This is a genomic window from Pollutimonas thiosulfatoxidans (assembly GCF_004022565.1).
Classification (GTDB): domain Bacteria; phylum Pseudomonadota; class Gammaproteobacteria; order Burkholderiales; family Burkholderiaceae_B; genus Pusillimonas_D; species Pusillimonas_D thiosulfatoxidans.
On record NZ_CP022987.1, the window covers coordinates 2,901,005 to 2,926,931 of the forward strand.

A 25,927-nucleotide genomic window follows, 5' to 3' on the forward strand; every position below is an offset into this window, starting at 1 on the left:
TAAGGAGCCGCAAGTGTTCACCACTTTACTGATCGCCAATCGCGGAGAAATCGCCTGCCGCGTAGCCGCTACCGCGCGCCGCATGGGGCTGCGCACAGTGGCCGTGTATTCCGATGCCGATGCCACGGCCCGCCATGTGGCGGCCTGCGATAGCGCGGTCCATATCGGCGGGCCCGAACCGCGCGAGAGCTACCTGCGCGGCGACGCCATCCTGGCCGCGGCACGGCAGATGGGGGCCCAGGCCATACATCCCGGCTATGGATTTTTGTCCGAGAACGAAGGCTTTGCGCAGGCCTGCGCCGACGCCGGCATCGTGTTCGTGGGTCCGCCCAATAGCGCCATCGCCGCCATGGGCAGCAAATCCGCCGCCAAAACATTGATGGACAAGGCCGGTGTGCCACTGGTGCCCGGCTACCACGGCGACAACCAGGACCCGCAGTTCCTGCAGGACCAGGCCGACGCCATGGGCTACCCCGTCCTCATCAAGGCCAGCGCCGGCGGGGGTGGCAAAGGCATGCGCATCGTCGAGTCCAGCGCCGACTTCGCGGCAGCGCTGGCCTCGTGTCAGCGGGAAGCCGCCAGCAGTTTCGGCGACGACAAGGTCTTGATCGAGCGCTATCTGCAAAAGCCGCGTCATATCGAAATACAGGTCTTTGCCGACACCCATGGCAATGCGGTTTACCTGTTCGAGCGCGACTGCTCAGTGCAGCGTCGCCATCAAAAAGTCATCGAAGAAGCGCCCGCGCCGGGCATGACCGAAGCACGCCGCCGGGCCATGGGCGAAGCGGCGGTCGCAGCGGCCCGGGCCGTCAACTATGTTGGTGCCGGCACCGTCGAATTCATTGTCGAGCCGGACGGCCGCTTTTATTTCATGGAAATGAATACCCGCCTGCAAGTGGAACACCCGGTAACGGAGATGATCACCGGCCACGACCTGGTCGAATGGCAGCTACGGGTTGCAGCAGGCGAAGCCCTGCCGGTTACACAGGCAGAGCTTGCTATCACCGGCCACGCCATCGAGGCACGCATCTATGCCGAGAACCCCGACAACGGCTTCCTGCCGTCCATCGGCACGCTGACCGCCTTGAACTTCCCGCCACACAGCGCCTTTCGCAACGCCGACATCCGCGTGGACGGCGGCGTGCAGGCAGGCGACAGCATCAGCCCCTATTACGATCCGATGATCGCCAAACTGATCGTGCATGGGGCCGATCGAGAACAAGCGCGCGCCCGCATGGTGCAGGCGCTGGGACAGGTGCAAGCGGTGGGCGTACAGACCAATATCGCCTTCCTGCGTCGGCTGATGCTTGATAGCGCCTTCGCCAGCGCTGACCTGGACACCGGCCTGATCGCACGGCGACATGACAGCTTGTTTCCGCCTGTCGAGCCGGCCCCCGGCCGCATCCTCGCGTTGGCGCTGGCGGGGCTGCAGGCCCAGCGGGGCTTGCGTCATTCGCGGCTACTGCAGAATGCCGCTGCGGCCGATCCCTGGGCGCAACGCGATGGCTGGCGTATCGCCGGGGCCTATGAACAAACCACTACGCTGCTGGATGGCGAATTCGCTCACGATGTGTCCGTCAAGCGTCACGGCGCGACGTGGGCGCTGGCCCACGGCGATAGTACGCAAACGCTGGAATGGGATGCGCAGGCCGTCGATGCAGCTCAGTATCAGCTACGCATCCGGCTGGACGGCGCCGATGCGTCGGGCACCATCATCTTCCGCGGTGAAGACATCCACGTTTTCGCCGACGGTATCGTGCGCGTGCTGAAGGTACACGACCCGGTCGAACATGCCCAGGACGCGGCCGGCGCGCATGGCGGCGGGTTGACTGCCCCCATGCCGGGCAAAATCATTGCCATCGCCGTAAAGCCGGGCGACGCCGTCAAAAGCGGTCAGACCCTGCTGGTGATGGAGGCCATGAAAATGGAACACGCCATCATGGCGCCCACGGACGGAACGGTAGAGGAAATTTTCTTCGAGGTAGGCGATCAGGTGGCCGACGGGGCCGAGCTGGCATCGCTGACCGACTAGCCGGCCATCAGCTAGCGGCTAAGGCCGCGCGCCGAGATGGGCCATACGCCCTCGACCTTGTCGCCGCGGATGGCCACCAGGCTGTCATGCAGGTTGAAGGTGGGGTCGCAATGCGAGGGCACCAGACGTAGCTTTTGGCCCAGCGCCGGGCGATCCGATGGCGAGGCGGCATGCAAGATGCAGTGCTCATCGTGCACGGCCACACAGCGCAAGCCATCGTGGCCCAGCAGTTCGGGCGCGCCGCTTTCCGTGCTGGTTGATTTCAACCCGAAGTCAAGCACGGCGCGGTCAGCAGTCGGCGTGCTCATCACCGTGCCCAGCAAAAACAGGCTGTGCCGGAAGGCCAGGGCCTCGCCCCAATCGATGCTGCCGTAATCGGTATCCATAAAGGCATAGCTGCCTGCCTGAATTTCGGTGTAGACGCCGCTGGCCACGTCGAACACGGCGGTCCCGGTTCCGCCCCCCGTAACGATGGAGCAAGGGATGCCGGCCAGCTTCAGCGCATCAAGGTGACGGCGCACTAGACGAGCGGCCTTATCGCAGGCCTTCTGGCGCTGGTCCAGCGACCGCTTGTGCTGCAATCCGCCGTGGTAGGCCTGAACGCCCAGGAAGGACAAGCCGGGCAAAGACTGCAGCATGCTGGCAAGTTCCACCGTAGCCTCCGGCGTCTGTACGCCGCAACGCTTCTGGCCCACATCGATCTCGATCAGGACGCCGATGCTCGCCTTATGCTCCAGCATGGCCTCGGACAGCGCCTGCGCCGCCTGCGCATCGTCGACGCAGACCGTCAGGCGCGCGCGCCGGGCCAGCTCGGCCAGCAAGCGCAATTTGGCCGCTCCGACCACCTCGTTGCTGATGTGGATGTCGCGCAGGCCGGCAGCCACAAAGGGCAAGGCCTCGGATACCTTCTGGCAGCAAATGCCCACGGCACCCAATGCCACCTGGCGCAGCGCGACCTCGGGGCAGCGATGCGCCTTGGCATGCGGACGCAAGGCAACGCCGTGGCGCTCGGCAAGCACTTGCATCGTGCGCAGGTTGTCTTCAAATGCATCCAGATCCAGCAGCAATGCAGGCGTGTCTACCAAGGAGCACGCATCGCCCGGATGCGCGGCAGGCGGCAAAAGCGTTGTAGTGGCGGCTTCGGGCTCGTGCGCCTGCGCCTGCTTGACCTCAACCATAGCTAGCCCCCTAAAGTGCGTTTACAAGCTGTCGCCGGACGTATGCCTGCCGCAACAGGGCTATTTGCCCAGCATTGCAAATCAGCGTACAGTCACCCATAACTTTCGGTTAACTTCATATCTACTGACTTTCATAAAACGGCAACCGGAAATCGTATCCCTATGTTCGATATATTGGTTTATTTGTTCGAAACCTACTATACACCGCAGGCCTGTCCGGAAGCGGATGTCCTGGCCCATAAGCTTGCCGCGGTGGGCTTCGAGGACGAAGACATCCACGACGCACTGGGCTGGCTGCATGGGCTGGCTGAAAGCACCGAGCAGGGCGCCCAGCTTGCCCGCGAACCACAATCCGACAGCCGCCGCGTATTCACCGAGCACGAGTACCAAACACTCGGCTCCCAGGCCATCGGCTTCATCTCCTTTCTCGAAAACTCGGGGGTTCTGCCAGCCGGCCTGCGCGAGATCCTGATTGAACGCGCACAAGCCACCCACGAATCGCCTATCTCGCTGGCCAAGATCAAGATCATCGCGCTGATGGTCCTTTGGAGCCAGGAAGCCGAGGTCGACCACCTGGTGTTCGAAGAATTGCTGGCGGACGACCACACGCGCCTGTCGCACTAAGCAAGGTCGGCTGCATGGCGTCATGGGCAGAACCGGGGGCGCGTCCGTATCGCGGACGCTTTGCCCCCAGCCCCAGCGGTCCGCTCCATAATGGTTCGCTACTGGCCGCCATGGCGAGCTTTCTGGACGCCCGCGTCCACCAGGGGCAATGGCTCTTGCGCATGGAAGACATCGACACGCCGCGCGTGGTGCCGGGCGCAGACCGCGTCATCATGAACCAGCTGACGAAACTGGGCATGCACTGGGACGAGGAAATTGTTTGGCAATCACAGCGCCTGGCGCTATACCAGGCCGCTTTCGTTTCGCTGGCCGATCGCGACCTGGTCTATGGCTGCGCGTGCACGCGTCAGGAGTTGCCGGCCGAGGGACCGTACCCCGGTACCTGCAGCCGGGGGCTGCCTCCGGGGCGCCGGGCACGCGCCTGGCGCTTTCGCGTGCAGCCGGGCATTGAACACTTCCATGATCGGTGGCAGGGCCCGCAACAACAGGACGTCACAGCGCAGACGGGCGACTTCATCATCAAGCGCGCCGATGGCCTGTGGGCTTATCAGATGGTAGTCGTGGTCGACGATGGCGAGCAGGGCATCACCCACATTGTGCGCGGACACGATCTGTTGGACTCAACGGCGCGCCAACGTATGCTGGCGCGGCAATTGGGTATAGCTTACCCGGAGGTCATGCATGTGCCGTTGCTGCGCGACAGCGCCGGGCGCAAGCTTTCCAAACAGAATCATGCCGCCGCCATGGATCTGAGCCATCCCCTGCTCACATTGGGCCGTGCGTGGCAGGCCCTGGGCTTTGACACGCTACAAGCTGGCAGTGTGGAAGCGTTCTGGACCAGGGCGCAGGAGCAGTGGGCCCACCGCTACGGCTTGCGCTAAGGCAACGGGCGCTGCGCCTCATCCAGCAGGCGCAGCAACAAGCCGCGCCCATCGGACCCCACGCGAAATTCACCAAAGCGCGCCTGAGCATAGAGCCCGGCCTGGCCTTCTGCAAAAAACCAGGCGTCTGTCACGATGCGGATCCGCTCGCCGCGTAGGTCGAAGGCCAGTATTGCCGTGTCCGGGGTGGGTACATCGGCGCTTGCGTTCCCATCCGTAGGCGGCTGCGTCACAAGGGACTGCAACGTAAATATGCCATCCGCGCCCGCGCGCAGCACCAGGTAGCCGCCCCCTTGCTTTCTTATGCTGGCCGCTACAGCCGGCGGCGCGTCGCCCAAGGCCTGCCTGACTTGCGCGGCCACATCAAAGCGTAAAGCCATATAGTCGCCTTGAACCAGCGAGCGCGGGTCGACCGGTCCCAGCGCCAGCACAACCCGCTGTCCATTTGCCAGCAGGCTTTCTGCCTGATACACCCGCAAGTTGACCAGCAGCAGGACCAACACCAGCCCAGCGGGCAACAGCGCAAGCCCCAACGCGCGCTGCAAGCGCCTCCGACCGGGAAGATAGGCCGGCGCCAACAAGGCGCTGACCCCGGCGGTAGGCTCGGCTGGGGCAGTGGCGTTACTGGCCGGGCCACGCCGCCGCGCCAGCAAGTACCAGCAAGCCAACAGCCAGCAACCCGTCAAGGCCAGCACCATTGCCTTATGCAGCAAGGTGGCGTCCAGCTGGTAATAGAAGACGGCCAAATACCCTATCAGGCAAACCACGCCGAACCCAAGCAAGGCTCGTCGGCGAAGGGCATGGCCAAGCAGCAGCCAAAGCATGGCCAGGGCGATCCCCGGCGCACCCATCCAGCCTACGGTGGCCACGGCCAATGCGGCGGGTGCGGCCGCGCGCAGAGGTGCCTCGGCAGGCCCGGCACGCAACAGCAAGGTAGCCAGGACCACCACCGGCAACAGCGCGCTGGCAGCCCAGATGATGAACAGGGCCGGCGCAAGGCTTTGCCCGTGGACCAAGCCATAAACCGTAGGTGCCGGCGCCAGCAGCGCCAGCAATTGAGACAAGGCAACCAGGGCCCAACCCACCGGCAGCCATAGCTGCGGATCCTTGCGCTGATGCCCCACGACCAGCGCCACGACCGCAGCAGCCATTAACCACCACATACGCAGATAAACCGGCACGGCCTCCACCAGATCATGCGCGGCTGCGCCGTCCAACAGGCCATAGCGGCCGCTGTCCGGCCAGGTGAGCATCGAGGCCAACCCGAGCACAACAAAGGCCACCAGCAGGCGTAACGCCGCATTGTCCACGGCTCTATATATGAGCAGGCCGAAAAGCAGCAAGCCGGCAAGGCGGCCCCAAAGCCAGACCTCGTGCATCTCGTACACGCCCCAGCCGGTCATGAGCACGCCACTGGCCGCCAGTGTCATGCCGGCCTCGCGCGGCAAGGTGTGGCGGCTGGTCAACAGCAGCCCTGCTCCGACTATGGCCAGGATCAGGCCTGTGATCCATAGCGACGGTACTTCCGGCGCGAGCAGCGCAATCAGCAACACGGCGGTCACGATCATGGCGGCTATGCGAAACAGGCTGACAAACCATGGGGTGGCTTGCTCGGGCAGCAGCAAGGCCAGGCTACGCAAACCGAAGCCGGACACCACCAGCAGTACGAGGATGACCACCGCCAGCGAGGCCGAGCCGTCAGCCCACTCAATAAGAGGGATGGCAAGCAACACGAAAGCACCCAGCATGGCCAGGGCCACCATGGCGGGGTCCGCGCGGCGACCGCTATACACCCGGTGCATCAGCGCCATCAACATCAGGCCCGGCACCACTGCGCCCAGGGTGCCATGCGGGGCATCGAAACCGGCCAGCGTCGCTACCCACAGCCACCCGATGATGGCCATGGCGATCAAGCGGGGGCCCACGCGCCAACGATCTCCCAAACGCTGCTGCGCAGCTTCCCACAACGCCAGCGCCCCGACATTCAGGAGGGCCAGCAGCAACCCCATGCCCAGCGTATCCGGCACTGCCGTCAGCCATCGTCCGGCGATCATGTCGAAATACAAACCGGCGCCGACATTAAGCAGCGCCACGCCCAGCAGTCCCAGAAACACCGTACGCATCGCCAACAGCCAGGGCAACGAAAACAGCAACCACAAGAGGAACAATTGCCAGGTATCGGCCCCGGTCTGATAGATCTGCCCCACCAGGGCCAGCAGACCGCCCACAAGGACCGCGGCCAGGCCCACCATGTGCCCTGCCAGGGTCAGGTTGTGGTCGCGTGTACCGCGTTGCACGTACACTAGGCACCAGCTAGTTACAATCAGGGCAGCCAATAATAGCTGGATGCCGGCCAACTTCTGGCCGGCGCTTGCGTGGGGCCAATTGGCGGCGATCCAGCAAATGACAGCGCTGGCAAGCAATGCCGAGCCCAAGCCCAAGGCGGTTTTGCGCAGGAATTCTTCCCAGCGCAGGCCGCCCAAGGCGGTTTTGCGCCGGAATTCTTCCCAGCGCAGGCCCGGTGCGCGGCTGGTTTTGTGACCCTCGACTTGCATAGTGCGATTCTCACCTCGTATGATCCGCGCTACTGCTGCTGAAACGCAGTGAATGGAAACAGATGACTAAAACGCTCATTATTGCCGAGAAACCTTCGGTCGCCCTTGATATCTCCCGCGCCCTCGGTGGCTTTACACGGGAAGGCGACTATTTTGAAAGCGAGCAGTACGTTCTTGCATCCAGCATAGGACACCTGCTGAGCCTGGTTGCGCCCAACGATCCCGTGCGCGGCAAATGGAGCTTTGCGCATCTGCCGGTCATTCCACCCCAGTTCGAGCTTGGCCCCACCGACAAGCGCTCGGCCGAGCGGCTCAAGCTGCTGATCAAACTGCTCAAGCGCAAGGACGTCGATGCCATCATCAATGCCTGCGACGCGGGACGCGAAGGCGAGCTGATCTTCCGTTATATCGTGCAGTTCTCGGGCGTCAAGAAGCCGGTCCAGCGCCTGTGGCTGCGGTCGATGACCCAGGCAGCCATACGGGAAGCCTTTGCCAATTTGCGCGATGACGACACCATGAAGCCGCTGGAAGCTGCGGCGCGCTCGCGGGCCGAAGCCGACTGGCTGGTGGGCATCAATGGCACACGCGCCATGACGGCCTTCAACAGCAAGGACGGCGGCTTCTTCAAGACGCCGGTAGGGCGGGTGCAAACCCCTACGCTGGCCATTGTTGCCGAAAGAGAAGAGCGCATACGCAAGTTCGTATCGCGCGACTACTGGGAAGTGCACGCCACCTTTGTGGCGGCTGCAGGCTTCTATACCGGTCGATGGTTCGACCCCAAGTTCACGCGCGACGAACGTGATCCCGAGCAGCGCGATTCGCGTCTGTGGTCGCAAACGGCGGCGCAAACCATAGTCATGGCCTGCCGCGACCAGCCCGGTCATGTCAACGAAGAGTCCAAGCCGTCCACGCAGATGTCTCCCGCGCTGTTCGACCTGACCTCGTTGCAGCGCGAGGCCAACTCGCGCTTCGGCTTCTCGGCCAAGACCACCCTGTCGCTGGCGCAGACGCTGTACGAGCGCCACAAGGCGCTGACCTACCCGCGTACCGATTCACGCTATCTGCCCGAAGACTACCTGCAGACCGTCCAGCAAACCATGGAAGCTCTGTCCGACGGCGGTTCCAGCGCCGCGGCTGCGGTACAGCCTTTTGCCGAAACGGTGTGCAAACAGAAGTGGGTCAAGCCCAACCGACGTATTTTCGACAACAAGAAAGTGTCGGATCACTTTGCCATCATCCCCACCATGCAGATCCCGCGCGAACTGAGCGACGCGGAAAGCAAGATCTACGACATGATCACCCGGCGCTTCCTGGCGGTGTTCTTTCCGGCCGCCGAGTTTCGCCTGACGACACGCATTACCGAAGTATCGGGCCACCACTTCAAGACAGAAGGCAAGGTGCTGGTTTCGCCTGGCTGGCTCGCCATCTATGGGCGCGAGGTGCAGGGGGACGACACCAACCTGGTGGCCGTATCGGACAACGAAAAGGTCAAGACCGACGAAATCGAGGCCAAGGCGCTGGTCACCAAGCCGCCGGCACACTTTACGGAAGCCACGCTGCTGTCGGCCATGGAAGGCGCGGGCAAGCTGGTTGACGACGAGGCCCTGCGCGAAGCCATGTCCGAGCGCGGGCTGGGCACACCGGCCACCCGGGCGGCCATTATTGAAGGCCTGCTGAATGAAGGCTATTTGCGCCGTGAAGGCCGCGACCTGATCCCCAGCGCCAAGGCACGCCAGTTGATGACCCTGCTATCAGGCCTGGGTGTCAACGAGCTCACTTCGCCCGAGCTGACCGGAGAATGGGAACACCGCCTCAAGCAAATCGAACAACGCGAACTCGATCGTGACGAGTTCATGCGCGAAATCGCGCAAATGACGCAAGTGATCGTCAAGCGGGCCAAAGAGTACGAACGCGACACGGTGCCCGGCGACTATGCAACGCTGGCAACACCTTGCCCCAAGTGTGGCAGTGTAGTTAAGGAAAACTATCGCCGCTACGCCTGCACCAGTTGCGACTTTTCTATCGGCAAGCACCCGGGCGGGCGCACCTTCGAGATCCCCGAGGTCGAAGAGCTGCTTACCCGACGCGAACTCGGCCCCCTTCCTGGCTTTATCAGCAAGATGGGCCGGCCCTTTGCCGCACTACTGCGCATCACGGATGAATACAAGCTTGAGTTCGACTTCGGCCAGAAAGACGACGAAGACACCGAGCCGGTCGACTTTTCCGGACGCGAGCCCCTAGGAGCGTGCCCCAAGTGCAGCGGCAAGGTCTATGAGCACGGCATGAATTATGTATGCGAGCGCTCGGTGGGCCCTGAAAAGTCCTGCGACTTCCGTACCGGCAAAATGATATTGCAGCAGGAAATCACCGCCGACCAGGTCCGCAAGCTTCTCACGGAAGGAAAAACCGATCTGCTCGATGGATTTGTGTCCAGCCGCACCAACCGCAAGTTCAAGGCTTTCCTGGTCAAGCAAGAGAGCGGCAAGATCGGCTTCGAATTCGAGCCGCGGCCCGTCAAGCCCGGGGCGAAAACTGCGGCCAAGAAGGCGACGAGCAAAACGGCTACGAAAACAGCCTCCAAGACTGCCGCCAAGAAGGCCACCAAGAAGACGGCCGCGAAAAAGACAGCGGCAAAGAAAGCAAGCAAAACGGCAAGCAAGGCAGTAAAGAAAGCCGCTCCGGCCACCACCACGGCCGGTGATGACGACCCGCCGTTTTAACGCCCCGCGCCACCCGCCTGAACGCCCATGGATGCGCCCGCCGCCCTGAACGCCGCCACGAACCCCGTTGCTTCTCCAGCCGCTGCGGTGGTCGTCATGGGCGTGTCGGGCTGCGGCAAAACCACCATCGGCCAGTTGCTGGCGGACCACCTGAACTGGCAATTCATCGAAGGCGATGTCTTCCACAGTGATGGCAATCGAGCCAAGATGCAGGCCGGCATACCGCTGACGGATGCGGACAGGCATACTTGGCTGAACGTACTGGGACGCGAGCTGGCTGCCGGCAAAGACGCTGGCGTGGTGCTCAGCTGCTCGGCCCTGAAGCGCGCCTATCGGCAGCAACTGCGCGACTTTGTGCCCGATTTGCGCTTTATCTGGCTGGACGTCGCACGCGAGGCCGCCCAGACCCGCGTAGCAAGCCGAGGCAATGCGCATTTTTTTCCCACCACGCTGATAGACAACCAATTCCAGACACTGGAGCCACCCGACCAGGAGGGCGGGCTACTGCGTGTGGACGGACAAGATCCGCCCATCAACATCGTCCAGTCGGCCGCCTCATGGCTCGCACTAGCGGCCTAACCGTATACCAGTTGCTTAAAGAACAGGCTTAGTTGCGGCACGTAGGTTATGCATATCAGGCAAGCTATTACGACCGCCACGAAAGGCAGCAATGGCCGCACCAGCCGCTCCAGTGGAATGTTGGCCACCGTGCACGCCGCGAATAAATTCACCCCGAACGGCGGCGTGATCATGCCCAACGCCAGGTTGACCACCATGATGACGCCAAAGTGTGCCGGGTCGACACCGAACTGCATCGCCACCGGCAGCAGCAATGGGGCCAGCACCACGATGGACGCGGACGTTTCGATGAACATGCCTATGGTGAACAGGGCGATGTTTATGCCCAGCAAGAAGGTGTATTTGTCACTGAACACCATGCCCAGCCACTCGCCCAGCGCTGCCGGTATGCCGGCCCGGTTCAGCAAGAAGCCGAATACGCCGGCGTTCGCAATAATGAACATGATGACCGCAGTCGACACCACCGAACGATGCAAGGTCTTGCGCAGCACGGTGAAGCTCAGACGACGATAAACAAAGATACCGACGAATAATGCGTACACCACCGCCACCGCTGAAGCCTCGGTGGGTGTGAAGATGCCGCCATAGATACCGCCCAAAATAATGCCAGGCATCAGCAAGGCCAGCCAGGCCCGCTTCAGCGCCGCCCACAGCCCCAGCCGCCCGTCTCCGTCATGTTTGCCAAAGCCGTGCCGACGAGCATATATCCAGACATAGACCATGAGCGACCCGCTGATCAAAAGCCCCGGACCAATGCCGGCGATGAAGAGCTCGCCTACCGAGGTGTCGGTCGCCACCGCAAACAGGATCATGGGTATGGACGGCGGAATGATGACGCCCAGTTCTGCGGCCGAGGCCTGTAGCGACGCGGCAAACGGGCGCGGGTAACCATGCTTGACCATGGCTGGAATAAGGATGGCGCCCACCGCGAAGGTCGTCGCCACACTGGAGCCCGCAACGGCTGCAAAGATCATGCACGTCAGCACGCAAGTGACGGCCAGACCGCCCTGCAGGCCGCCCACCACGCTTTTGGCAAAGTCCACCATGCGCTCGGAGATGCCGCCAGCCTCCATCAGGTTGCCGGCCAGGATGAAAAAGGGCACGGCCACCAGGGGATACTTGTCCAGCGAGGCGTAAATCTGTTGGGCCACAACCAGCCAGGTCATCTGCCCGTCGTAGGCCACGCCCACCATACTGGCCAGGCCGATCGAAACCGCCACAGGTACAGACAGCACAAAGAACAACAACATCGAAACGACCATCAACTGCGACATGGCTGCACCTGGTGTAAGTGGGTATCGGGGGTAGAGAACTGCATGGCCGGCTTAAATCGTGGTCTCGTCGACCACCGCCTTGTGGGGCCCTTCCGCCCAATGGGCCAGGACGGCCACGATGGCCAGGGCCGTACCGATGGGGATCGCGATATATACCCAGGAGATGGAGACCTCCAGGCTGGGCATGGTTTGAAAGCGCACCCGCCAGGTCATCTGGGCACCCACCCACGCCATGAAGCCCAGGAAGCTTACGCAGATGGCGAGGATGACGTGTTCCAGCCAGCGCGCGCCACGTGGACCCAGCGCGCTGTGCAGCATCTCGACACTTAGCATGGCGCCTTGCCGGAAGGCTAGCGAAATACCCAGCATGACGGTCCAGATCAGCGACGCTCGCGTCCAGGCTTCGCTCCAGTCGGCCGGCGACTCCAGTATGAAGCGCGCGATCACTTGATAAAAACCGGCGGCCACGGACGATACGATCAGCACCTGTGTGATCCCCGAAACCAGCCGAAACAGCGTGCGATCGAGTATGCCGATAAATGCCACGGTGTCTCCTGACAAACGATAAGGGGCCGGCGTCGGCGCCAGCCCCTACGAAGCTACCCTGCTGCCGCAGGAATTATTGAGTATTGCGGATGGACTCGACCAAGTCCTTGCCGAACTGCTTGTAGTACTGGGGGTATACCGGCTGAACGGCCTTCACGAAAGCGGCATGGTCGACCGTATTGACTTGCATGCCCTGTTTCTTGACCTCTTCGATACCGCTTTTTTCGATATCGTCGACATAGGCGCGCATGGCAAGCGCGGCATCGTGGCCGGCCTTCTTGAAGCTGGCCTTATCTTCGTCCGACAAGCCGTTGTAGACATTGGGCGACATCAATACCAGGGCCGGCCCATACACGTGCGCGGTGAGCGACAGATACTTTTGCAGTTGAGGAAGCTTGGCCGACACGATCACGGACATCGGGTTCTCCTGGCCGTCGATAGTGCCTTGCTGCAGCGCCGTGGCGACTTCAGGCCAGGCCATGGGCGTAGCCAGGATGCCCAGCTCGCGGAATGCCGCGATGTGGATGGGGTTTTCGGTGGTACGCACCTTCAGGCCCTTGGCGTCGTCAGGCGTGACCACGGGGCGCACGTTGTTGGTAAGTTGACGGAAACCTTGTTCGCCCCAAGCCAAGGCTACCAGGCCGCGCTTGGGAAACGCTTCGAGCATTTCCTGGCCGATCTGGCCGTCCAGCACCTTGCGCGCATGTGTCAGATCGCGAAACAGGAAGGGGATGTCGAACACGCCCGTATTGGGCACGAAGTTAAGCGTTGCGCCGGTGGAGACGATGGCCAGGTCGATCGTGCCCAACTGCAGGCCTTCGATGACTTCGCGCTCGCCGCCCAGCGCACTATTAGGGAAATGCTCCAGCTTGAATTCGCCGCCGGTTTCACCCTCGATGGTCTTGGCCAAGGCATCCGCCCCGGCCCCATAATGGGAGTTGGTAGAGAGCGCGTACGCCAGCTTCAGGTTCGTTGCCGCCAGGGCAGGTGCCGCAGCAAAAACACCTGCCACGGACGCAGCGAGCATCAATTTCGAAAACCAGGACTTACGCATATTTTTTTCCACCAAAAAAGTAATAAAACACTGTGCGAAGGTTGTACCCGAATATGGGCTCGAAAAACATTGGGGTTTTCTATCGTGCCTGGCGCTAGTCTTCTACATACCAAGTGTCTTCGGACAACATCACTTGCTGGTGTCCGTAGCCGGCGGGCATCATGGGAAAGCAATTCTCTTGTGCCAGCACGGCCACATCCAGGAAGAAGGGGCCGGCATACGCCATGCATTCGGCCAAAGCGGCATCCAGCTCGGCCGGGTTCTCAACCCGGGCGGCACCCCAGCCAAAGGCGCGTGCCAATGCTACGAAATCAGGCAGCGAAGCGTTATAGCTATGGCTGTAGCGCCCTTCGTGTATCAGCTCTTGCCATTGCCGCACCATGCCCATGTGGCCGTTGTTGCACAGGACGACCTTGACGGGGGTCTGGTGCTGTACCGCAGTGCCCAGTTCCTGAATGTTCATCAGGATGGAGGCGTCGCCACTGACGCAGGCAACGATTTTGTCGGGGTGTGCAATTTGGGCTCCTATGGCCGCCGGCAAGCCGTAACCCATGGTTCCCGCCCCCCCGGAAGTCAACCAGCGGTTGGGGCGATTAAAGCGCAGGTATTGCGCGGCCCACATCTGATGCTGGCCCACATCGGTAGAGACAATGGCGTCCGTACCCGTCAAGACGCGGTCCAGACGCTGCATCAGGTCTTGCGGAAGGATGTGATCGGCTGCCGTTGGCACCTTAAGGCATTCCTGGGCGCGCCACACGGCTATGCGCTGCCACCAGGCGTCCAGTCTGTCGGGCGCCAGCACGGCTTGCGACAGCTCTTTGCGCAGGGCCCGGAGCAGGGGATAGCAGTCGCCCACCATGGCGACATCGGCCCGCACCACCTTGTTGATCGAGGCCGGATCGATATCCAGATGAATCTTGCTGGCATGCGGGCAAAAGTCCGACAGGCGACCGGTAATGCGATCGTCGAAGCGCGCGCCCACGCAAACGATGAGATCGGCATGATGCATGGCCAGGTTGGCCTCGAGCGTGCCGTGCATGCCCAGCATGCCCAAAAACTGTTTGTCGTCCGCCGGGTAGGCGCCCAAGCCCATCAACGTCAGTGTGCAAGGCGCGCCGGTGTCCTGCACCAGGGCGGCGAAGGCCTGACAGGCATCAACGCCGGAATTGATCAAGCCGCCACCGCCATAGAAGACCGGACGCTTGGCATTGGCGATCAGCGCCGCAGCGCGCTTGACGGCCGCCTCGGACGCCGGGCTGGTGGTCTCCACGCCCACCGGCGTCTCTACCAGCTCGGCGCTCAAGGCCGATTCGGGCACGAGGCCAATCTGTATGTCTTTGGGGAAATCCAGCAACACGGGCCCAGGGCGCCCGGAGGTCGTCAATTTGAATGCCTTGGCCGCCAGGCTGACGACATCTTCGGTACGCCTGATCTGCGCGTTCCATTTGGTGACCGGACGCGAGATGCCGATAGCGTCGCATTCTTGAAAAGCATCGGTACCGATAGCGCCGGTGGCAACCTGACCACTGATGCACAAGACGGGAATCGAATCGCACAGGGCATCCAGCAAACCCGATGTGGTGTTCGCCATGCCGGGGCCCGACGTCACCACCACGACACCCGGGCGGCCCGTCGAGCGCGCGTAACCTTCGGCAGCGTGCACGGCTCCTTGCTCGTGACGAACAAGTACGTGGCGTATGCGCGGCTCCGAGTAAAGCGCATCGTACAGCGGCAGCACGGCCCCGCCGGGGTAGCCGAAAATGGTGTCGACACCAAGACTGATCAAGGTGTCGAGTAAGGCCTGAGCGCCATTGCGGCCGGCTGTTTCAGTAGAAGAATTCACGTTACGCCTGGATATTGCATAAGATAATAGACTCTGTCAGTTTATTCCCTTTTCGCTGGCCCACTCTCCGCAGGACTATGACGCAAAAAACCCCACCCTGGCACACGGTAAAAAAGTCCACTTTGCACGGCAAGGGCGTGTTCGCCGCCAGGGACATCCCGGCCGGCACACAAATCCTGGAGTACCGCGGCCAACGCATCACCTCGGAAGAAGCCGACGAGATGCATCCGGTCAACCCGGACGATCCCTTCCACACCTTTTTCTTCTCGTTAAGCAGCGGCAAGATCATCAACGGCGGCAAGCGCGGCAATGACGCCAAATGGATCAACCACTCTTGCGGACCCAACTGCGAGGCGCAGGAAGACGATAGCGGCAAACGCGTATACGTCGTCGCCCTGGAAGACATTGCGGCCGGGTCAGAGCTGTTCTACGACTACGGCCTGATCATGGACGGTCGCATTACCAAGAAGCTGCGCGAGCAATACCGTTGCCTGTGCGGCACGGCGAACTGTCGGGGCACCATGCTGGCACTGCGCAAGCGCTAAGTATCACGGCAAGCGCGGGAAACCCCGAAGTACTAAAACCCACGCGGCAAGTTAGCATGTCGGCTATTGCAAATTCTTACGCCGCTGGTCGTTGCACCCATGTCTTCACAACAAGAACCTGTCGACGAGATCGTTGAGCCCATCCTTCCCGAGATCGTCGACCCCCCTGTACGCGTACCGCTAAAGGTCGAAGACTGGATCTCGGTATTGGTATTGGCAGGCTTGGCGCTGATCACCTTCATCAATGTGATCGTGCGCTACATGACTGATGGCTCTTTTGCCTGGACCGAGGAAATCTCTGTTTTCCTGCTGATCATCCTGACCATGACGGCAGGTGCCACCGCGTTTGTCCGCAACCAACACATCCGCATTGAAGTCTATGCCGACGGCGGACCGCCGCAGCGCCGGCGCCGGCTTGCCATCATCGGCAACTCCATCGTGTTGCTCTTTTTCGTGTTGCTGACCATCTTGTCCGGCCGCATGGTTTTCGACGACTACACCTGGGGCGACACCTCGCCTGCCATAGGGGTGCCCAACTGGTGGTATACGGTCTGGATGCCCGTCCTGGCCGGCGCCATCACCTTGCGCGTGGCGGGCATACTGCGCCGCCTGTTGCGGGACGGCAAATGATAGTTACGACGCTGTTCATCGTATTTGCCGTGTTGATGGTCATCGGCCTGCCGGTCGGCGTGGCGCTGGGTGTGGCCGGTGCGCTGGCCATCGTGATGTCCAACCTGGACACCCAATGGTTCGGATTGATGGCAGTGCCGCAAAGCTTCTACGCCGGGCTGGCCAAGTATCCGCTGCTGGCCATCCCCATGTTCGTGCTGGTCGGGTCCATCTTTGATCGCTCAGGCGTGGCCAGCCGCCTGGTCAACTTCGCCATCGCCATCGTGGGACGCGGGCCAGGCATGCTGCCCCTGGTGGCCATTGCCGTTGCCATGTTCCTGGGCGGTATTTCGGGGTCGGGGCCGGCCTGCGCCGCCGCCGTCGGAGCGGTGATGATAGGCGCCATGAACCGGGCCGGCTACCCGCGCCCGTTTTCAGCCAGTATCGTCGCTGCGGGTGCTTCCACCGACATCCTGATACCGCCGTCCATTGCCTTCATCGTGTATTCGGTCCTGGTTCCACAAGCCTCGGTGCCGGCGCTGTTTGCGGCCGGGATGGTGCCCGGCATCATCGCCGGTATCACCCTGATCATTCCTGCCGTATGGCTGTCCCGGCGGCACAACATGGGAACACTGGAAGCCAGCCTGCCGCGCCCGCCGTTCTGGCCCAGCCTGTTTGGCGCAGCGTGGGGCCTGATCGCCCCCGTCCTGATCCTGGGCGGCATGCGCATGGGTTACTTCACGCCCACCGAAGCTGCCGTCGTCGCCGTTTTTTATGGCCTGTTTGTGGGCATGGTGGTGCACCGTACCATCAAGGTGCGCGACCTGTTCCTGATTTTCCGCGAAGCCGCCGAACTGTCCGCCGTCATCATGATGGTGGTCACCCTGGCCGGTATTTTTGCCTGGGCCTTGTCCACCTTGAGCGTCATCGATCCCATTGCCCGCGCCATCGTCGGTTCAGGCCTGGGCGAATACGGCATCATGGCACTGCTGGTGGTACTGCTGATGGTATTGGGAATGTTCCTGGACGGGATCTCGATCTTCCTGATCTTCGTGCCGCTGTTGATGCCCATCGCCCAGGCGTTCTCGTGGGATCCGGTCTGGTTCGGCGTGCTGCTGACGCTTATGGTCGCCCTGGGCCAATTTACGCCGCCCGTGGCCGTCAACCTGATGGTATCGTGCCGCATCGCGCAAGTGCCCATGGAAAGCACCGTGCGCTGGGTGGTGTGGCTACTCGGTTCCATGAGCCTGACGCTGATCCTGGTCATTGCCTTCCCCGAATTGGCCTTATGGCTGCCCCGTTATCTGGGATACTGATTTCTTGCCGCCTCATCGCAGTCGGCATTTTTGCTGTTGACACCACTGATTTGATTTCACCCCATAGAGGAGACACCATGAAAATCCGTACCTTGCTTGGCGCCATCGCTTGTTCGGTGGCGGCGCTTACAGCGACGTCCACCGCCAGCGCGGCCGACTATAAATCCGAATACAAGATGTCCCTGGTGGTCGGCACCACCTTCCCGTGGGGGCAGGGCGGCCAGATCTGGGCAGACCTGGTGCGTGAGCGCACCGATGGCCGTATCAATATCAAACTGTATCCGGGCGTCTCGCTGGTGCAAGGCGACCAGACGCGCGAGTTCACGGCCATCCGTCAGGGCCTGATCGACATGGCCATCGGGTCGACCATCAACTGGTCACCGCAAGTCAAGCAACTGAATCTGTTCTCTTTGCCTTTCCTGATGCCCGATTACGCCGCCATCGACGCGCTCATCCATGGCCAGGTCGGCAAGGATCTGTTCGACATCGTGGAAAAAGCCGGCGTCGTGCCACTGGCATGGGGCGAGAACGGTTATCGGCAGCTCAGCAACTCCAAGCGTGAAGTCAAGGCGCCGGACGACCTGAAAGGCATGAAGCTGCGTGTGGTCGGTTCGCCGCTCTACATCGACACGTTCACAGCTATGGGTGCCAATCCTACGCAAATGAGCTGGGCTGATGCACAGCCGGCACTGGCAACCGGTGCGGTGGACGGGCAAGAAAACCCGCTGTCCATTTACGCCGGCGCCAAGCTGTATGACGTCGCGCAAAAATACCTGACGCTCTGGAACTACGTTGCCGACCCGCTGATATTTGTCGTGAACAAGCAGGTGTGGGAGTCCTGGACCGAGGAAGACCGCAAAATTGTTCGCGAAGCTGCAGTTGAAGCCGGCAAGCAGCAAATCGTTATCGCGCGCAAAGGCGTTACCCAAGACGACGCTTCCATGCTGAAAGACATCGAAAGCCACGGCGTTACCGTCACCCACCTGACGCCCGAGCAACACGATGCTTTCGTGAAGGCTACCCAACCCGTGTTCGACAAATGGAAAAAGACTGTCGGTGAAGACCTGGTCTCCCAGGCACAAAAAGACATCGCTGCCCGCAAGAAATAAGCAGCCGCTGTAGCCGGCCCCGGGCATACGCCCAGGGCCGGGGCAGCAATCAGGCGTGCCCGGCCATCTCGGCCAGGGCGTCTTCAGCCGTACCGATCACAATTTCCGTACTGCACGCCAACATCAGGTTCAGGTTAAGGCCAAAGTCTTCTATGGTGTAGCCATGCGTGTCGGTGTAGGTGGCTCCGCCCGGCTGGCGTATGGCGGGCAATTGCTTGACCAGAGGCCGCGCCTCGTCGGTATAAGCCCACACTGGCTTGTCCAGCGCCACGGCGTAGCCAATTTCGAAAGCTGTACCCGAATCGGGCTCCGCGCCGCGAAAGGCATTTACATTGGCCAGCAGCATGTCGGCCTGCTGTATCAGCGCAATATTGGCGCGATAAATCCACAAGGCCAGGTCAGCGCCGGCAAGTGTCCTGGGCGCGTTATTGTCCAGCGGGTAAAGCCCTTCGAAACCATACTTGTTGCACAGTTCTTTTAGTGTCGCGCCCCACTCGCGGGCGTCCGGTCGGAAGACATCAAAGCCGGCAAGATAGATGCTTTTCATTTGAATGCAGTCTCGATGAAGCTGCGCAGTTTGCGCGAATGCAGACGTTCTTTGGGCATGTCGCGCAGCAGTTCCAGCGCGCGTATGCCGATATGCAGGTGCTGCCCGACCTGGGTGCGATAAAAGTCGCTGGCCATGCCGGGCAGCTTCAACTCGCCATGCAGCGGTTTGTCGGATACGCAAAGCAGCGTGCCGTAGGGCACCCGAAACCGAAAGCCATTGGCCGCAATAGTGGCCGACTCCATATCGAGTGCGATCGCCCGCGATTGCGACAGTCGCTGTACCGGCTCGTGGTGATCGCGCAGCTCCCAGTTGCGGTTGTCGATAGAGGCGACGGTACCGGTACGCATGATCCTCTTCAGCTCCCACCCTTCCAGCCCGGAAACATCGGCCACCGCTTGCTCCAGGGCAATCTGAATTTCGGCCAGTGGCGGCACCGGCACCCAGGTGGGCAAGTCGTCGTCCAGCACGTGATCCTGACGCACATAGCCATGGGCCAACACATAGTCGCCCAGGCGCTGCGTGGTGCGCAGTCCGGCGCAATGGCCCAGCATCAGCCAGGCCGAGGGGCGCAGCACGGCAACGTGGTCGGTAATGGTCTTGGCATTGGACGGGCCAACGCCGATGTTGATCAACGTAATGCCCATGTGTTTGTCGCGCACCAGGTGGTAGGACGGCATCTGCGGCCCGCGCATCAGCGGCGTGCCGACTCGCTGCGCGTCTGCACCCGCCAGCGTAACGACGTTACCCGGTTCGACCAGGGCGGTGTAACCACCTTCACCCTGCGCGAGGGACTCTTTCGCCCACTGGCAAAACTCGTCCACATAGAACTGGTAGTTGGTAAACAGGACGAAGTTCTGGAAGTGCTCTGGCGCCGTCGCCGTATAGTGCTGCAGGCGATGCAAGGAGTAGTCCACGCGAGGGGCCGTAAAGGGCGCCAGTGGCTGCGGCTGGCCGGCTGCGCCTATCCAGGTGCCGTTGACGATGGCATCGTCCGTAACGGCCAACTCGGGAACGTCGAAATGGTCGCGCAAGGATTCGCCCAGCAATTTGTCCGAGTACACGGCCTCTACGTACTCGCCATCGCCGAAGGAAAAGTGCAGGGGGATGGGCATGCTGGATTCGCCGATCTCTACCGGTACGCCGTGATTCTTGAGCAGCAAGCCGATCTGCTCGAGCAGGTAATCGAAGTACAGCGCGGGCTGCGTCACGGTGGTCATATAAGACCCCGGCTCGACCACGTGGCCATACGACAAGCGGCTATCCACTTCCTGGTAAGTATTGACCTGTATGCGTATGGCGGGGTAGTAGGCGCGCACTCGCTGCGGCTCGGTGAACTCTCCCTTGGCATAGCGGCTGAAGCCGTCGCGAATGAAGGCCGTGTTGCGCGCGTAAATCTGAACCAGCCGCTCGACTGCCGCTCGGGCGTCGGTAAAGCTGGCATACGGGATTACGGGGGGCAAAACCGTGTTGCCCAAAACATCCGTGGAATCAAACATGATTATGCTACCGGTGAAAATGTCAGTATATAAACCTTTCATGACACTATATGGCCATTAAGGTACCCGCAGCCGTGTGCAACGAATTTTTGCTTTAATACACTGCCTGCCTAAACGACTGTACTGATCCATGAGCGTCATCCTCAATGCTGTATTCCCGCTGTTCGCGCTCATATTGCTGGGCTATGTCGCCGCCAAGAAGCGATTGATGGGCCCTGGCGCCGTCGACAGCCTGAACAAGTTTGTGGTGTGGATGGCGCTGCCGGCGCTGCTATTCCAGGCCATGGCGGAAATCAGCTGGCAGGAGATCAATCAGCCGGGCTACCTGGCCGGATCCTTGCTCGCCATTGCAGTGGTGTTCGGGGCCTCGTGCCTGCTGGATCGTCGACGCAACGGCCGCCTGGCCGATGTCAGCATCGAAGCACTGGCCGCCTCGTACTCGAATGCCGGTTTCATGGGCATACCGCTATGCCTTATTGTTTTCGGCCCTGAAAGCCTGCCGGCCGTCGTCCTGGCTATTTTGCTGACCGCTTGCGTGCTGTTCGCCTTTTCCATCATGTTGATTGAAATCGATCTGCTGCAAACGCGCAGCGTATGGCGCACGGCAGGCAAGGTGGGACGTTCGCTGCTGCGTAACCCATTGGTCGCCGCGCCGCTGCTGGGCTTGCTCGTCGCCCTGGTGGGCCAGCCCTTGCCCTATGCCGTCACGCAGTTCACCACGCTGCTGGGAGCGGCAGCCAGCCCCTGTGCCTTGGTAACCATAGGCCTGTTCCTGGCGCAGGGCAGTCCAAACGAACGACACGGTGCCGTATGGCGCATCGTCGGCCTGAAGCTGCTGCTGCATCCTCTGGTGACCTTCGTGCTGGTGTATTGGGTATTCCAGATGCCGCCCATGTGGGCCGCCGTAGCCGTGCTGCTGGCCGCCCTGCCGGTGGGCACCGGCCCCTTCATGCTGGCCAAGCTTTACGAGCGCGAACCGGGCGTGACCTCACGCGCCATCCTGATCTCGACGGTACTGTCCTTGATTACGGTGTCGGCGCTGGTGGCCTTGATAGACGCGCAGATACTCTAGGCCAGCTGATCCATGAACAACGCCAGGGCCACATCGCGTTCGGTTACGCCTTTGGCATCGTGCGTCGTCAAGGTGACAGCGACCCGCTTGTAGACGTTAGTCCACTCGGGATGGTGATCGAGCTTTTCAGCCTGCATCGCTACTTGCGTCATGAAGCCAAAGGCTTCATTGAAGTTCTTGAAAATAAAGGTTTTGTGTATGGCGTCGCGGCCCTCCACCGCCGCCCAGCCCTCCAGCAACAACAATGCAGAGGGCGCGCCGATAAGTTTTAGTTGGCTCATGGTGAGCTCCTTCCAGGTACGAGTATCGCAATCTGACGCATGCCTGCGCCAATTCGATTACATAACTTTTTGTATAAAGTCCTGTGACTTTGCGTGGTGTTGAGTACTTTTAAGCAACAGTCCATAATAGGACAGCGCCCGCCTCATCGCGACGACACGGCACCCACCTGCTTCCATCCGCGTCCTGACGACAGTCTACTCGCTCCAGATTACAAAGCCTATACAGACAGGCTGCCTGGATCCGCCGACTCGTGTGCGCCCGAATTTTTGAACCTTACAAGGAAATGCCATGACTGAAAGAACGTCCTGCGAACGCCTGCAAGTCGCCTCCGAACTCCACCAATTCATCGAACAGGAAGCCTTGCCCGGCACCGGCCTGACGCCCGCAGCCTTTTGGACCGGCCTGGATGCACTCGTACACGAGCTGGCGCCCAAGAACCGCGAACTGCTTGCCGAACGTGATCGCCTGCAGGCCGAGCTGGACAAGTGGTATCGCCAGCACCCCGGCCCCATCCAGGATCAAAGCGCCTATCAGGCCTTTCTGCGCGAGATCGGATACCTGCAAGATGCCCCTGCCGATGTCAGCATCAAGACCGATCGCGTCGACATTGAAATCACCCAACAAGCCGGTCCGCAGCTGGTGGTGCCCATCACCAATGCCCGCTATGCTCTGAATGCGGCCAATGCCCGCTGGGGCAGCCTGTACGATGCACTGTACGGCACCGATGCCATCTCGGAAGCCGACGGGGCGACCCGCGCCGGCGCCTACAACCCCGTGCGCGGCGGCAAAGTCATCGCGTTTGCGCGACAGTTCCTGGACGAGTCCATCCCGCTGGCTGAAGGCTCGCACGCCGACGCCACCAGCTATTCCGTGGTGGACGGCCGCTTGCGCGTGACACTGGGCAACGAAACCGAAACCACCCTGGCATCGCCCGCGGCACTACTGGGTTATCGCGGACGGCCTACACAGCCCGAAGCACTGGTGTTCCGCCACAACGGACTGCACTTCGAAATACAAATCGATCCCACGCATCCCATTGGCAAGCAAGATGCCGCAGGCGTCAAGGATGTCCTGATGGAAGCGGCCTTGACCACCATCATGGATTGCGAAGACTCCATCGCCGCCGTCGACGCTCAGGACAAGGTATTGGCGTACCGCAACTGGCTGGGCCTGATGAAGGGAGATCTGGCCGAAGAAGTCGCCAAGGGCGGCAAGTCGTTTACCCGCGTCTTGAATCCCGATCGCGAGTACACCGATCTGGACGGCAAGTCACAGTCGCTGCATGGCCGCTCGCTGATGTTCATACGCAATGTGGGCCACCTGATGACCAATCCGGCCATCCTGGACGAGCAAGGCCGCGAGATACCCGAAGGCATCATGGACGCCGTCTTCACCTCGCTGATTGCCATGCACGATCTCAAGGCACGCGGCAACTCGCGCGCGGGCTCGATTTACATCGTCAAGCCCAAGATGCACGGCCCGGCCGAAGTTGCGTTCGCCGACGAGCTGTTCGCGCGCACAGAAGCGCTGCTGGGCCTGGCGCCCAATACCATCAAGATGGGCATCATGGACGAAGAGCGCCGTACCAGTGCCAACCTGAAGTCCTGCATCGCTGCCGCGCGTGAACGCGTGGCTTTTATCAACACGGGCTTCCTGGACCGCACCGGCGACGAAATGCATACCTCCATGGAGGCCGGCCCCATGGTGCGCAAGGGCGACATGAAGCGCAGCGTCTGGATAGACGCCTACGAAAAGAACAACGTACAAACCGGCTTGGCTTGCGGCTTGCGCGGTCACGCTCAGATCGGCAAGGGCATGTGGGCCATGCCCGACCTCATGGCCGACATGCTGGAACAAAAAATCGGCCACCTGAAGGCCGGCGGCAACACCGCCTGGGTGCCTTCACCGACCGCTGCCACGCTGCATGCGCTGCATTACCATCAAGCCGATGTGCAAGAAATACAGCGCAATATGGAAGGCAAGTCGGAAGCCCTGCTGGACAAGCTGCTGACTATTCCGGTTGCGACCGACACCAATTGGTCCGCAGAAGAAATCCAGCAAGAACTGGACAATAACTCGCAAGGCATCCTGGGTTATGTCGTTCGATGGATAGACCAGGGCATCGGCTGCTCCAAGGTGCCCGACATCCATGATGTGGGCTTGATGGAAGACCGCGCCACCTTGCGCATTTCCAGCCAGCACATGGCCAACTGGCTACGCCACGGCGTCGTCGACAAAGCACAAATCGAAGAAACCATGCAGCGCATGGCGGCAGTGGTCGATGCGCAAAATGCGGGCGACCCGCTGTACAGCCCCATGGCAGGCAACTTCGAGACTTCGGCTGCCTACAAGGCTGCCTGCGACCTGGTCTTCAAGGGTCTGGAGCAGCCCAACGGCTACACCGAACCCTTGTTGCACCAATGGCGCCAGGTCGTCAAGGCGCAGTAAGCACGGCTCCGGCGCGGATCTTGTCGATAACTTCGTCAAGCCGCGCCAGCATCGCGTCGATCTCGTCGGCGCTTACGTTCAGGGCCGGCATGAAGCGCAGCAGGTTGGGCCGCGGCGCATTCAACAGCAGGCCCTCGGGCGCCCAGTCGCGAGCGGCTTCGACTATGGCGCCCCCGTCGTCGCGATCCAGCATCAGCGCCCGCAGCAAGCCCATGCCACGCTCACCTTTCATGCCCCACTTGTCCGACAAGGCTTGCAAGCCTTGGGACAACTGCGTGGCCCGCGCATTGACGGACGCCATGAACCCTGGCGCCGTCAAGGCATCGAATACCGCCACGCCGGCCGCTGTCATCAGCGGGTTGCCGTTGTAAGTACCGCCCTGATCGCCATGGGCAAACACGGACACCGCCTCGCGCGCGCACAGCGCTGCCAGCGGTACACCGCCGCCTATCCCTTTACCCAGCGTCATGATGTCTGGTGTGATGCCGGAATGCTCGTAGGCGAACAGCTTGCCCGTGCGTCCGAAACCCGTCTGGACCTCGTCCACAATAAGCAGTAGGCCTTGCTCGTCGGCCAACTTGCGCAAGCCCTGCATGAACTCGGTCGTTGCCGGCACCACACCGGCCTCGCCTTGAACAGGCTCCAGCATGATGGCAACCGTTTGCTCGTCGACCAGCGCGCGGACTGAAGCCAGGTCGTTCAGGCGCGCTTTCGGAAAGCCATCGACCTGAGGTGCGAAGATGGTGTCCCAACCAGGCTTGCCCGACGCCGACATGGTCGCCAGTGTGCGCCCGTGGAAGCTGTGCTCGAAAGTGATGATCTTATAGGCGCCGCCACGATGCAATTGCCCCCACTTGCGCGCCAGCTTGATGGCGCCTTCGTTGGCTTCGGCACCACTGTTGGCAAAGAAAATACGGTCAAACACCGACGCAGCAGTCAGCCGCGTGGCCAGGGCCATGGAAGGCGCGTTGTAAAACGCCGGCGAGGGGTTGAGCAACTGCTCGGCCTGCTGGCTCAAGGCCTTGACCACTTGTGGGGGGCAATGCCCCAGGCTGTTGACCGCCCAACCCTGCATGAAGTCGAGATATCGCTTGCCGGTGTGATCTTCTAGCCACGAGCCCTGCCCGCGCACAAAAACCAGCTCGGGGCGCTTGGTGATATCCATAAGCGCGTCTACGCCCGACCGATCAAATTCCATGTGGCATCCTGTATTC

General features: G+C 61.4%; 21 protein-coding genes. 11 read left to right on the forward strand and 10 right to left on the reverse strand.

All coding sequences use genetic code 11. The features are described 5' to 3' along the window. Positions 1-13: 13 nt before the first annotated feature. The gene (locus CKA81_RS14135) at positions 14-2,032 is read left to right on the forward strand and encodes an acetyl/propionyl/methylcrotonyl-CoA carboxylase subunit alpha (protein WP_128355860.1); all 2,019 of its coding nucleotides are present in this window, start codon (positions 14-16) and stop codon (positions 2,030-2,032) included. Between the two features lie 11 nt (positions 2,033-2,043). Here the strand turns inward: CKA81_RS14135 and CKA81_RS14140 are convergent, their stop codons facing one another. After that, positions 2,044-3,210, reverse strand: coding sequence for a DSD1 family PLP-dependent enzyme (locus CKA81_RS14140; protein WP_128355861.1), 1,167 nt, complete (start codon positions 3,208-3,210; stop codon positions 2,044-2,046). Positions 3,211-3,372: 162 nt separating this feature from the next. On the opposite strand from CKA81_RS14140, the gene CKA81_RS14145 reads away from it, so the two are divergent. Next, entirely contained in the window at positions 3,373-3,834 is a 462-nt protein-coding gene (locus CKA81_RS14145) for a DUF494 family protein (RefSeq protein ID WP_128355862.1), read from the forward strand. Positions 3,835-3,848: 14 nt separating this feature from the next. Then, a complete protein-coding gene (gene gluQRS, locus CKA81_RS14150; RefSeq protein WP_128355863.1) occupies positions 3,849-4,715 on the forward strand; it encodes a tRNA glutamyl-Q(34) synthetase GluQRS in 867 nt (288 codons plus the stop codon). Here the strand turns inward: gluQRS and CKA81_RS14155 are convergent. Further along, complete coding sequence (locus tag CKA81_RS14155; RefSeq protein ID WP_128355864.1) at positions 4,712-7,270, reverse strand: GDYXXLXY domain-containing protein; 2,559 nt, start codon at positions 7,268-7,270, stop codon at positions 4,712-4,714. The two genes, gluQRS and CKA81_RS14155, sit on opposite strands and share 4 nt — an antisense overlap. 62 nt (positions 7,271-7,332) lie before the next feature. On the opposite strand from CKA81_RS14155, the gene CKA81_RS14160 reads away from it, so the two are divergent. Then, entirely contained in the window at positions 7,333-9,990 is a 2,658-nt protein-coding gene (locus CKA81_RS14160; protein WP_128355865.1) for a DNA topoisomerase III, read from the forward strand. 27 nt (positions 9,991-10,017) lie between these two features. Then, positions 10,018-10,569, forward strand: coding sequence for a gluconokinase (locus CKA81_RS14165; protein WP_128355866.1), 552 nt, complete (start codon positions 10,018-10,020; stop codon positions 10,567-10,569). Here the strand turns inward: CKA81_RS14165 and CKA81_RS14170 are convergent. The 4 genes from CKA81_RS14170 to ilvB all read right to left on the reverse strand — a co-directional run bounded on the left by CKA81_RS14170 (position 10,566) and on the right by ilvB (position 15,286). After that, entirely contained in the window at positions 10,566-11,843 is a 1,278-nt protein-coding gene (locus CKA81_RS14170; protein WP_128355867.1) for a TRAP transporter large permease, read from the reverse strand. The two genes, CKA81_RS14165 and CKA81_RS14170, sit on opposite strands and share 4 nt — an antisense overlap. Positions 11,844-11,894: 51 nt before the next feature. Beyond that, complete coding sequence (locus CKA81_RS14175) at positions 11,895-12,389, reverse strand: TRAP transporter small permease (RefSeq protein ID WP_128355868.1); 495 nt, start codon at positions 12,387-12,389, stop codon at positions 11,895-11,897. Positions 12,390-12,462: 73 nt separating this feature from the next. Next, a complete protein-coding gene (locus tag CKA81_RS14180; protein WP_128355869.1) occupies positions 12,463-13,443 on the reverse strand; it encodes a TRAP transporter substrate-binding protein in 981 nt (326 codons plus the stop codon). 94 nt (positions 13,444-13,537) lie between these two features. Continuing rightward, positions 13,538-15,286 carry a biosynthetic-type acetolactate synthase large subunit gene (gene ilvB / locus CKA81_RS14185; RefSeq protein WP_128355870.1) on the reverse strand — a complete coding sequence of 583 codons (1,749 nt, stop codon included), beginning with the start codon at positions 15,284-15,286 and terminating at the stop codon, positions 13,538-13,540. Between the two features lie 77 nt (positions 15,287-15,363). On the opposite strand from ilvB, the gene CKA81_RS14190 reads away from it, so the two are divergent. The 4 genes from CKA81_RS14190 to CKA81_RS14205 all read left to right on the forward strand — a co-directional run bounded on the left by CKA81_RS14190 (position 15,364) and on the right by CKA81_RS14205 (position 18,865). Next, positions 15,364-15,831 (forward strand): SET domain-containing protein, encoded by a 468-nt coding sequence (locus CKA81_RS14190; protein WP_128355871.1) that lies wholly within the window; start codon positions 15,364-15,366, stop codon positions 15,829-15,831. Between the two features lie 99 nt (positions 15,832-15,930). Then, a complete protein-coding gene (locus CKA81_RS14195) occupies positions 15,931-16,461 on the forward strand; it encodes a TRAP transporter small permease (protein WP_128355872.1) in 531 nt (176 codons plus the stop codon). Then, on the forward strand, positions 16,458-17,756 hold the full coding sequence (locus CKA81_RS14200; RefSeq protein WP_128355873.1) for a TRAP transporter large permease: 1,299 nt from the start codon (positions 16,458-16,460) through the stop codon (positions 17,754-17,756). The genes CKA81_RS14195 and CKA81_RS14200 overlap by 4 nt, the downstream gene beginning before the upstream one ends. A gap of 77 nt (positions 17,757-17,833) precedes the next feature. Next, a complete protein-coding gene (locus CKA81_RS14205) occupies positions 17,834-18,865 on the forward strand; it encodes a DctP family TRAP transporter solute-binding subunit (protein WP_128355874.1) in 1,032 nt (343 codons plus the stop codon). 49 nt (positions 18,866-18,914) lie between these two features. On the opposite strand, the gene CKA81_RS14210 is transcribed toward CKA81_RS14205, so the two are convergent. Both CKA81_RS14210 and CKA81_RS14215 read right to left on the reverse strand, forming a co-directional pair. Further along, positions 18,915-19,412, reverse strand: a complete 498-nt coding sequence (locus CKA81_RS14210; RefSeq protein WP_128355875.1) for a nucleoside 2-deoxyribosyltransferase — start codon at positions 19,410-19,412, stop codon at positions 18,915-18,917. Continuing rightward, the gene (locus CKA81_RS14215; protein WP_128355876.1) at positions 19,409-20,911 is read right to left on the reverse strand and encodes an AMP nucleosidase; all 1,503 of its coding nucleotides are present in this window, start codon (positions 20,909-20,911) and stop codon (positions 19,409-19,411) included. The genes CKA81_RS14210 and CKA81_RS14215 overlap by 4 nt, the downstream gene beginning before the upstream one ends. A gap of 130 nt (positions 20,912-21,041) precedes the next feature. Between CKA81_RS14215 and CKA81_RS14220 the strand changes: the two genes are divergently transcribed. After that, positions 21,042-21,983, forward strand: a complete 942-nt coding sequence (locus tag CKA81_RS14220; RefSeq protein WP_128355877.1) for an AEC family transporter — start codon at positions 21,042-21,044, stop codon at positions 21,981-21,983. Here the strand turns inward: CKA81_RS14220 and CKA81_RS14225 are convergent. After that, positions 21,980-22,264: a 4a-hydroxytetrahydrobiopterin dehydratase gene (locus CKA81_RS14225; protein ID WP_128355878.1), complete on the reverse strand. Its 285-nt coding sequence runs from the start codon at positions 22,262-22,264 to the stop codon at positions 21,980-21,982. The genes CKA81_RS14220 and CKA81_RS14225 overlap by 4 nt on opposite strands. 289 nt (positions 22,265-22,553) lie before the next feature. Here CKA81_RS14225 and CKA81_RS14230 point away from each other — a divergent pair, with 289 nt between their 5' ends. Further along, positions 22,554-24,713: a malate synthase G gene (locus CKA81_RS14230; RefSeq protein WP_128355879.1), complete on the forward strand. Its 2,160-nt coding sequence runs from the start codon at positions 22,554-22,556 to the stop codon at positions 24,711-24,713. Here the strand turns inward: CKA81_RS14230 and CKA81_RS14235 are convergent. After that, complete coding sequence (locus tag CKA81_RS14235) at positions 24,700-25,911, reverse strand: acetylornithine transaminase (RefSeq protein ID WP_128355880.1); 1,212 nt, start codon at positions 25,909-25,911, stop codon at positions 24,700-24,702. The two genes, CKA81_RS14230 and CKA81_RS14235, sit on opposite strands and share 14 nt — an antisense overlap. Positions 25,912-25,927: the final 16 nt, after the last annotated feature.

Excerpts from the sequence above, each read along its gene's own strand:
- CKA81_RS14140 (WP_128355861.1), bottom strand. The coding sequence starts at position 3,210 with ATGGTTGAGGTCAAGCAGGCGCAGGCGCACGAGCCCGAAGCCGCCACT.
- CKA81_RS14145 (WP_128355862.1), top strand. The coding sequence starts at position 3,373 with ATGTTCGATATATTGGTTTATTTGTTCGAAACCTACTATACACCGCAG.
- gluQRS (WP_128355863.1), top strand. The coding sequence starts at position 3,849 with ATGGCGTCATGGGCAGAACCGGGGGCGCGTCCGTATCGCGGACGCTTT.
- CKA81_RS14155 (WP_128355864.1), bottom strand. The coding sequence starts at position 7,270 with ATGCAAGTCGAGGGTCACAAAACCAGCCGCGCACCGGGCCTGCGCTGG.
- CKA81_RS14160 (WP_128355865.1), top strand. The coding sequence starts at position 7,333 with ATGACTAAAACGCTCATTATTGCCGAGAAACCTTCGGTCGCCCTTGAT.
- CKA81_RS14165 (WP_128355866.1), top strand. The coding sequence starts at position 10,018 with ATGGATGCGCCCGCCGCCCTGAACGCCGCCACGAACCCCGTTGCTTCT.
- CKA81_RS14170 (WP_128355867.1), bottom strand. The coding sequence starts at position 11,843 with ATGTCGCAGTTGATGGTCGTTTCGATGTTGTTGTTCTTTGTGCTGTCT.
- CKA81_RS14180 (WP_128355869.1), bottom strand. The coding sequence starts at position 13,443 with ATGCGTAAGTCCTGGTTTTCGAAATTGATGCTCGCTGCGTCCGTGGCA.
- CKA81_RS14190 (WP_128355871.1), top strand. The coding sequence starts at position 15,364 with ATGACGCAAAAAACCCCACCCTGGCACACGGTAAAAAAGTCCACTTTG.
- CKA81_RS14195 (WP_128355872.1), top strand. The coding sequence starts at position 15,931 with ATGTCTTCACAACAAGAACCTGTCGACGAGATCGTTGAGCCCATCCTT.
- CKA81_RS14200 (WP_128355873.1), top strand. The coding sequence starts at position 16,458 with ATGATAGTTACGACGCTGTTCATCGTATTTGCCGTGTTGATGGTCATC.
- CKA81_RS14205 (WP_128355874.1), top strand. The coding sequence starts at position 17,834 with ATGAAAATCCGTACCTTGCTTGGCGCCATCGCTTGTTCGGTGGCGGCG.
- CKA81_RS14210 (WP_128355875.1), bottom strand. The coding sequence starts at position 19,412 with ATGAAAAGCATCTATCTTGCCGGCTTTGATGTCTTCCGACCGGACGCC.
- CKA81_RS14215 (WP_128355876.1), bottom strand. The coding sequence starts at position 20,911 with ATGTTTGATTCCACGGATGTTTTGGGCAACACGGTTTTGCCCCCCGTA.
- CKA81_RS14220 (WP_128355877.1), top strand. The coding sequence starts at position 21,042 with ATGAGCGTCATCCTCAATGCTGTATTCCCGCTGTTCGCGCTCATATTG.
- CKA81_RS14225 (WP_128355878.1), bottom strand. The coding sequence starts at position 22,264 with ATGAGCCAACTAAAACTTATCGGCGCGCCCTCTGCATTGTTGTTGCTG.
- CKA81_RS14230 (WP_128355879.1), top strand. The coding sequence starts at position 22,554 with ATGACTGAAAGAACGTCCTGCGAACGCCTGCAAGTCGCCTCCGAACTC.
- CKA81_RS14235 (WP_128355880.1), bottom strand. The coding sequence starts at position 25,911 with ATGGAATTTGATCGGTCGGGCGTAGACGCGCTTATGGATATCACCAAG.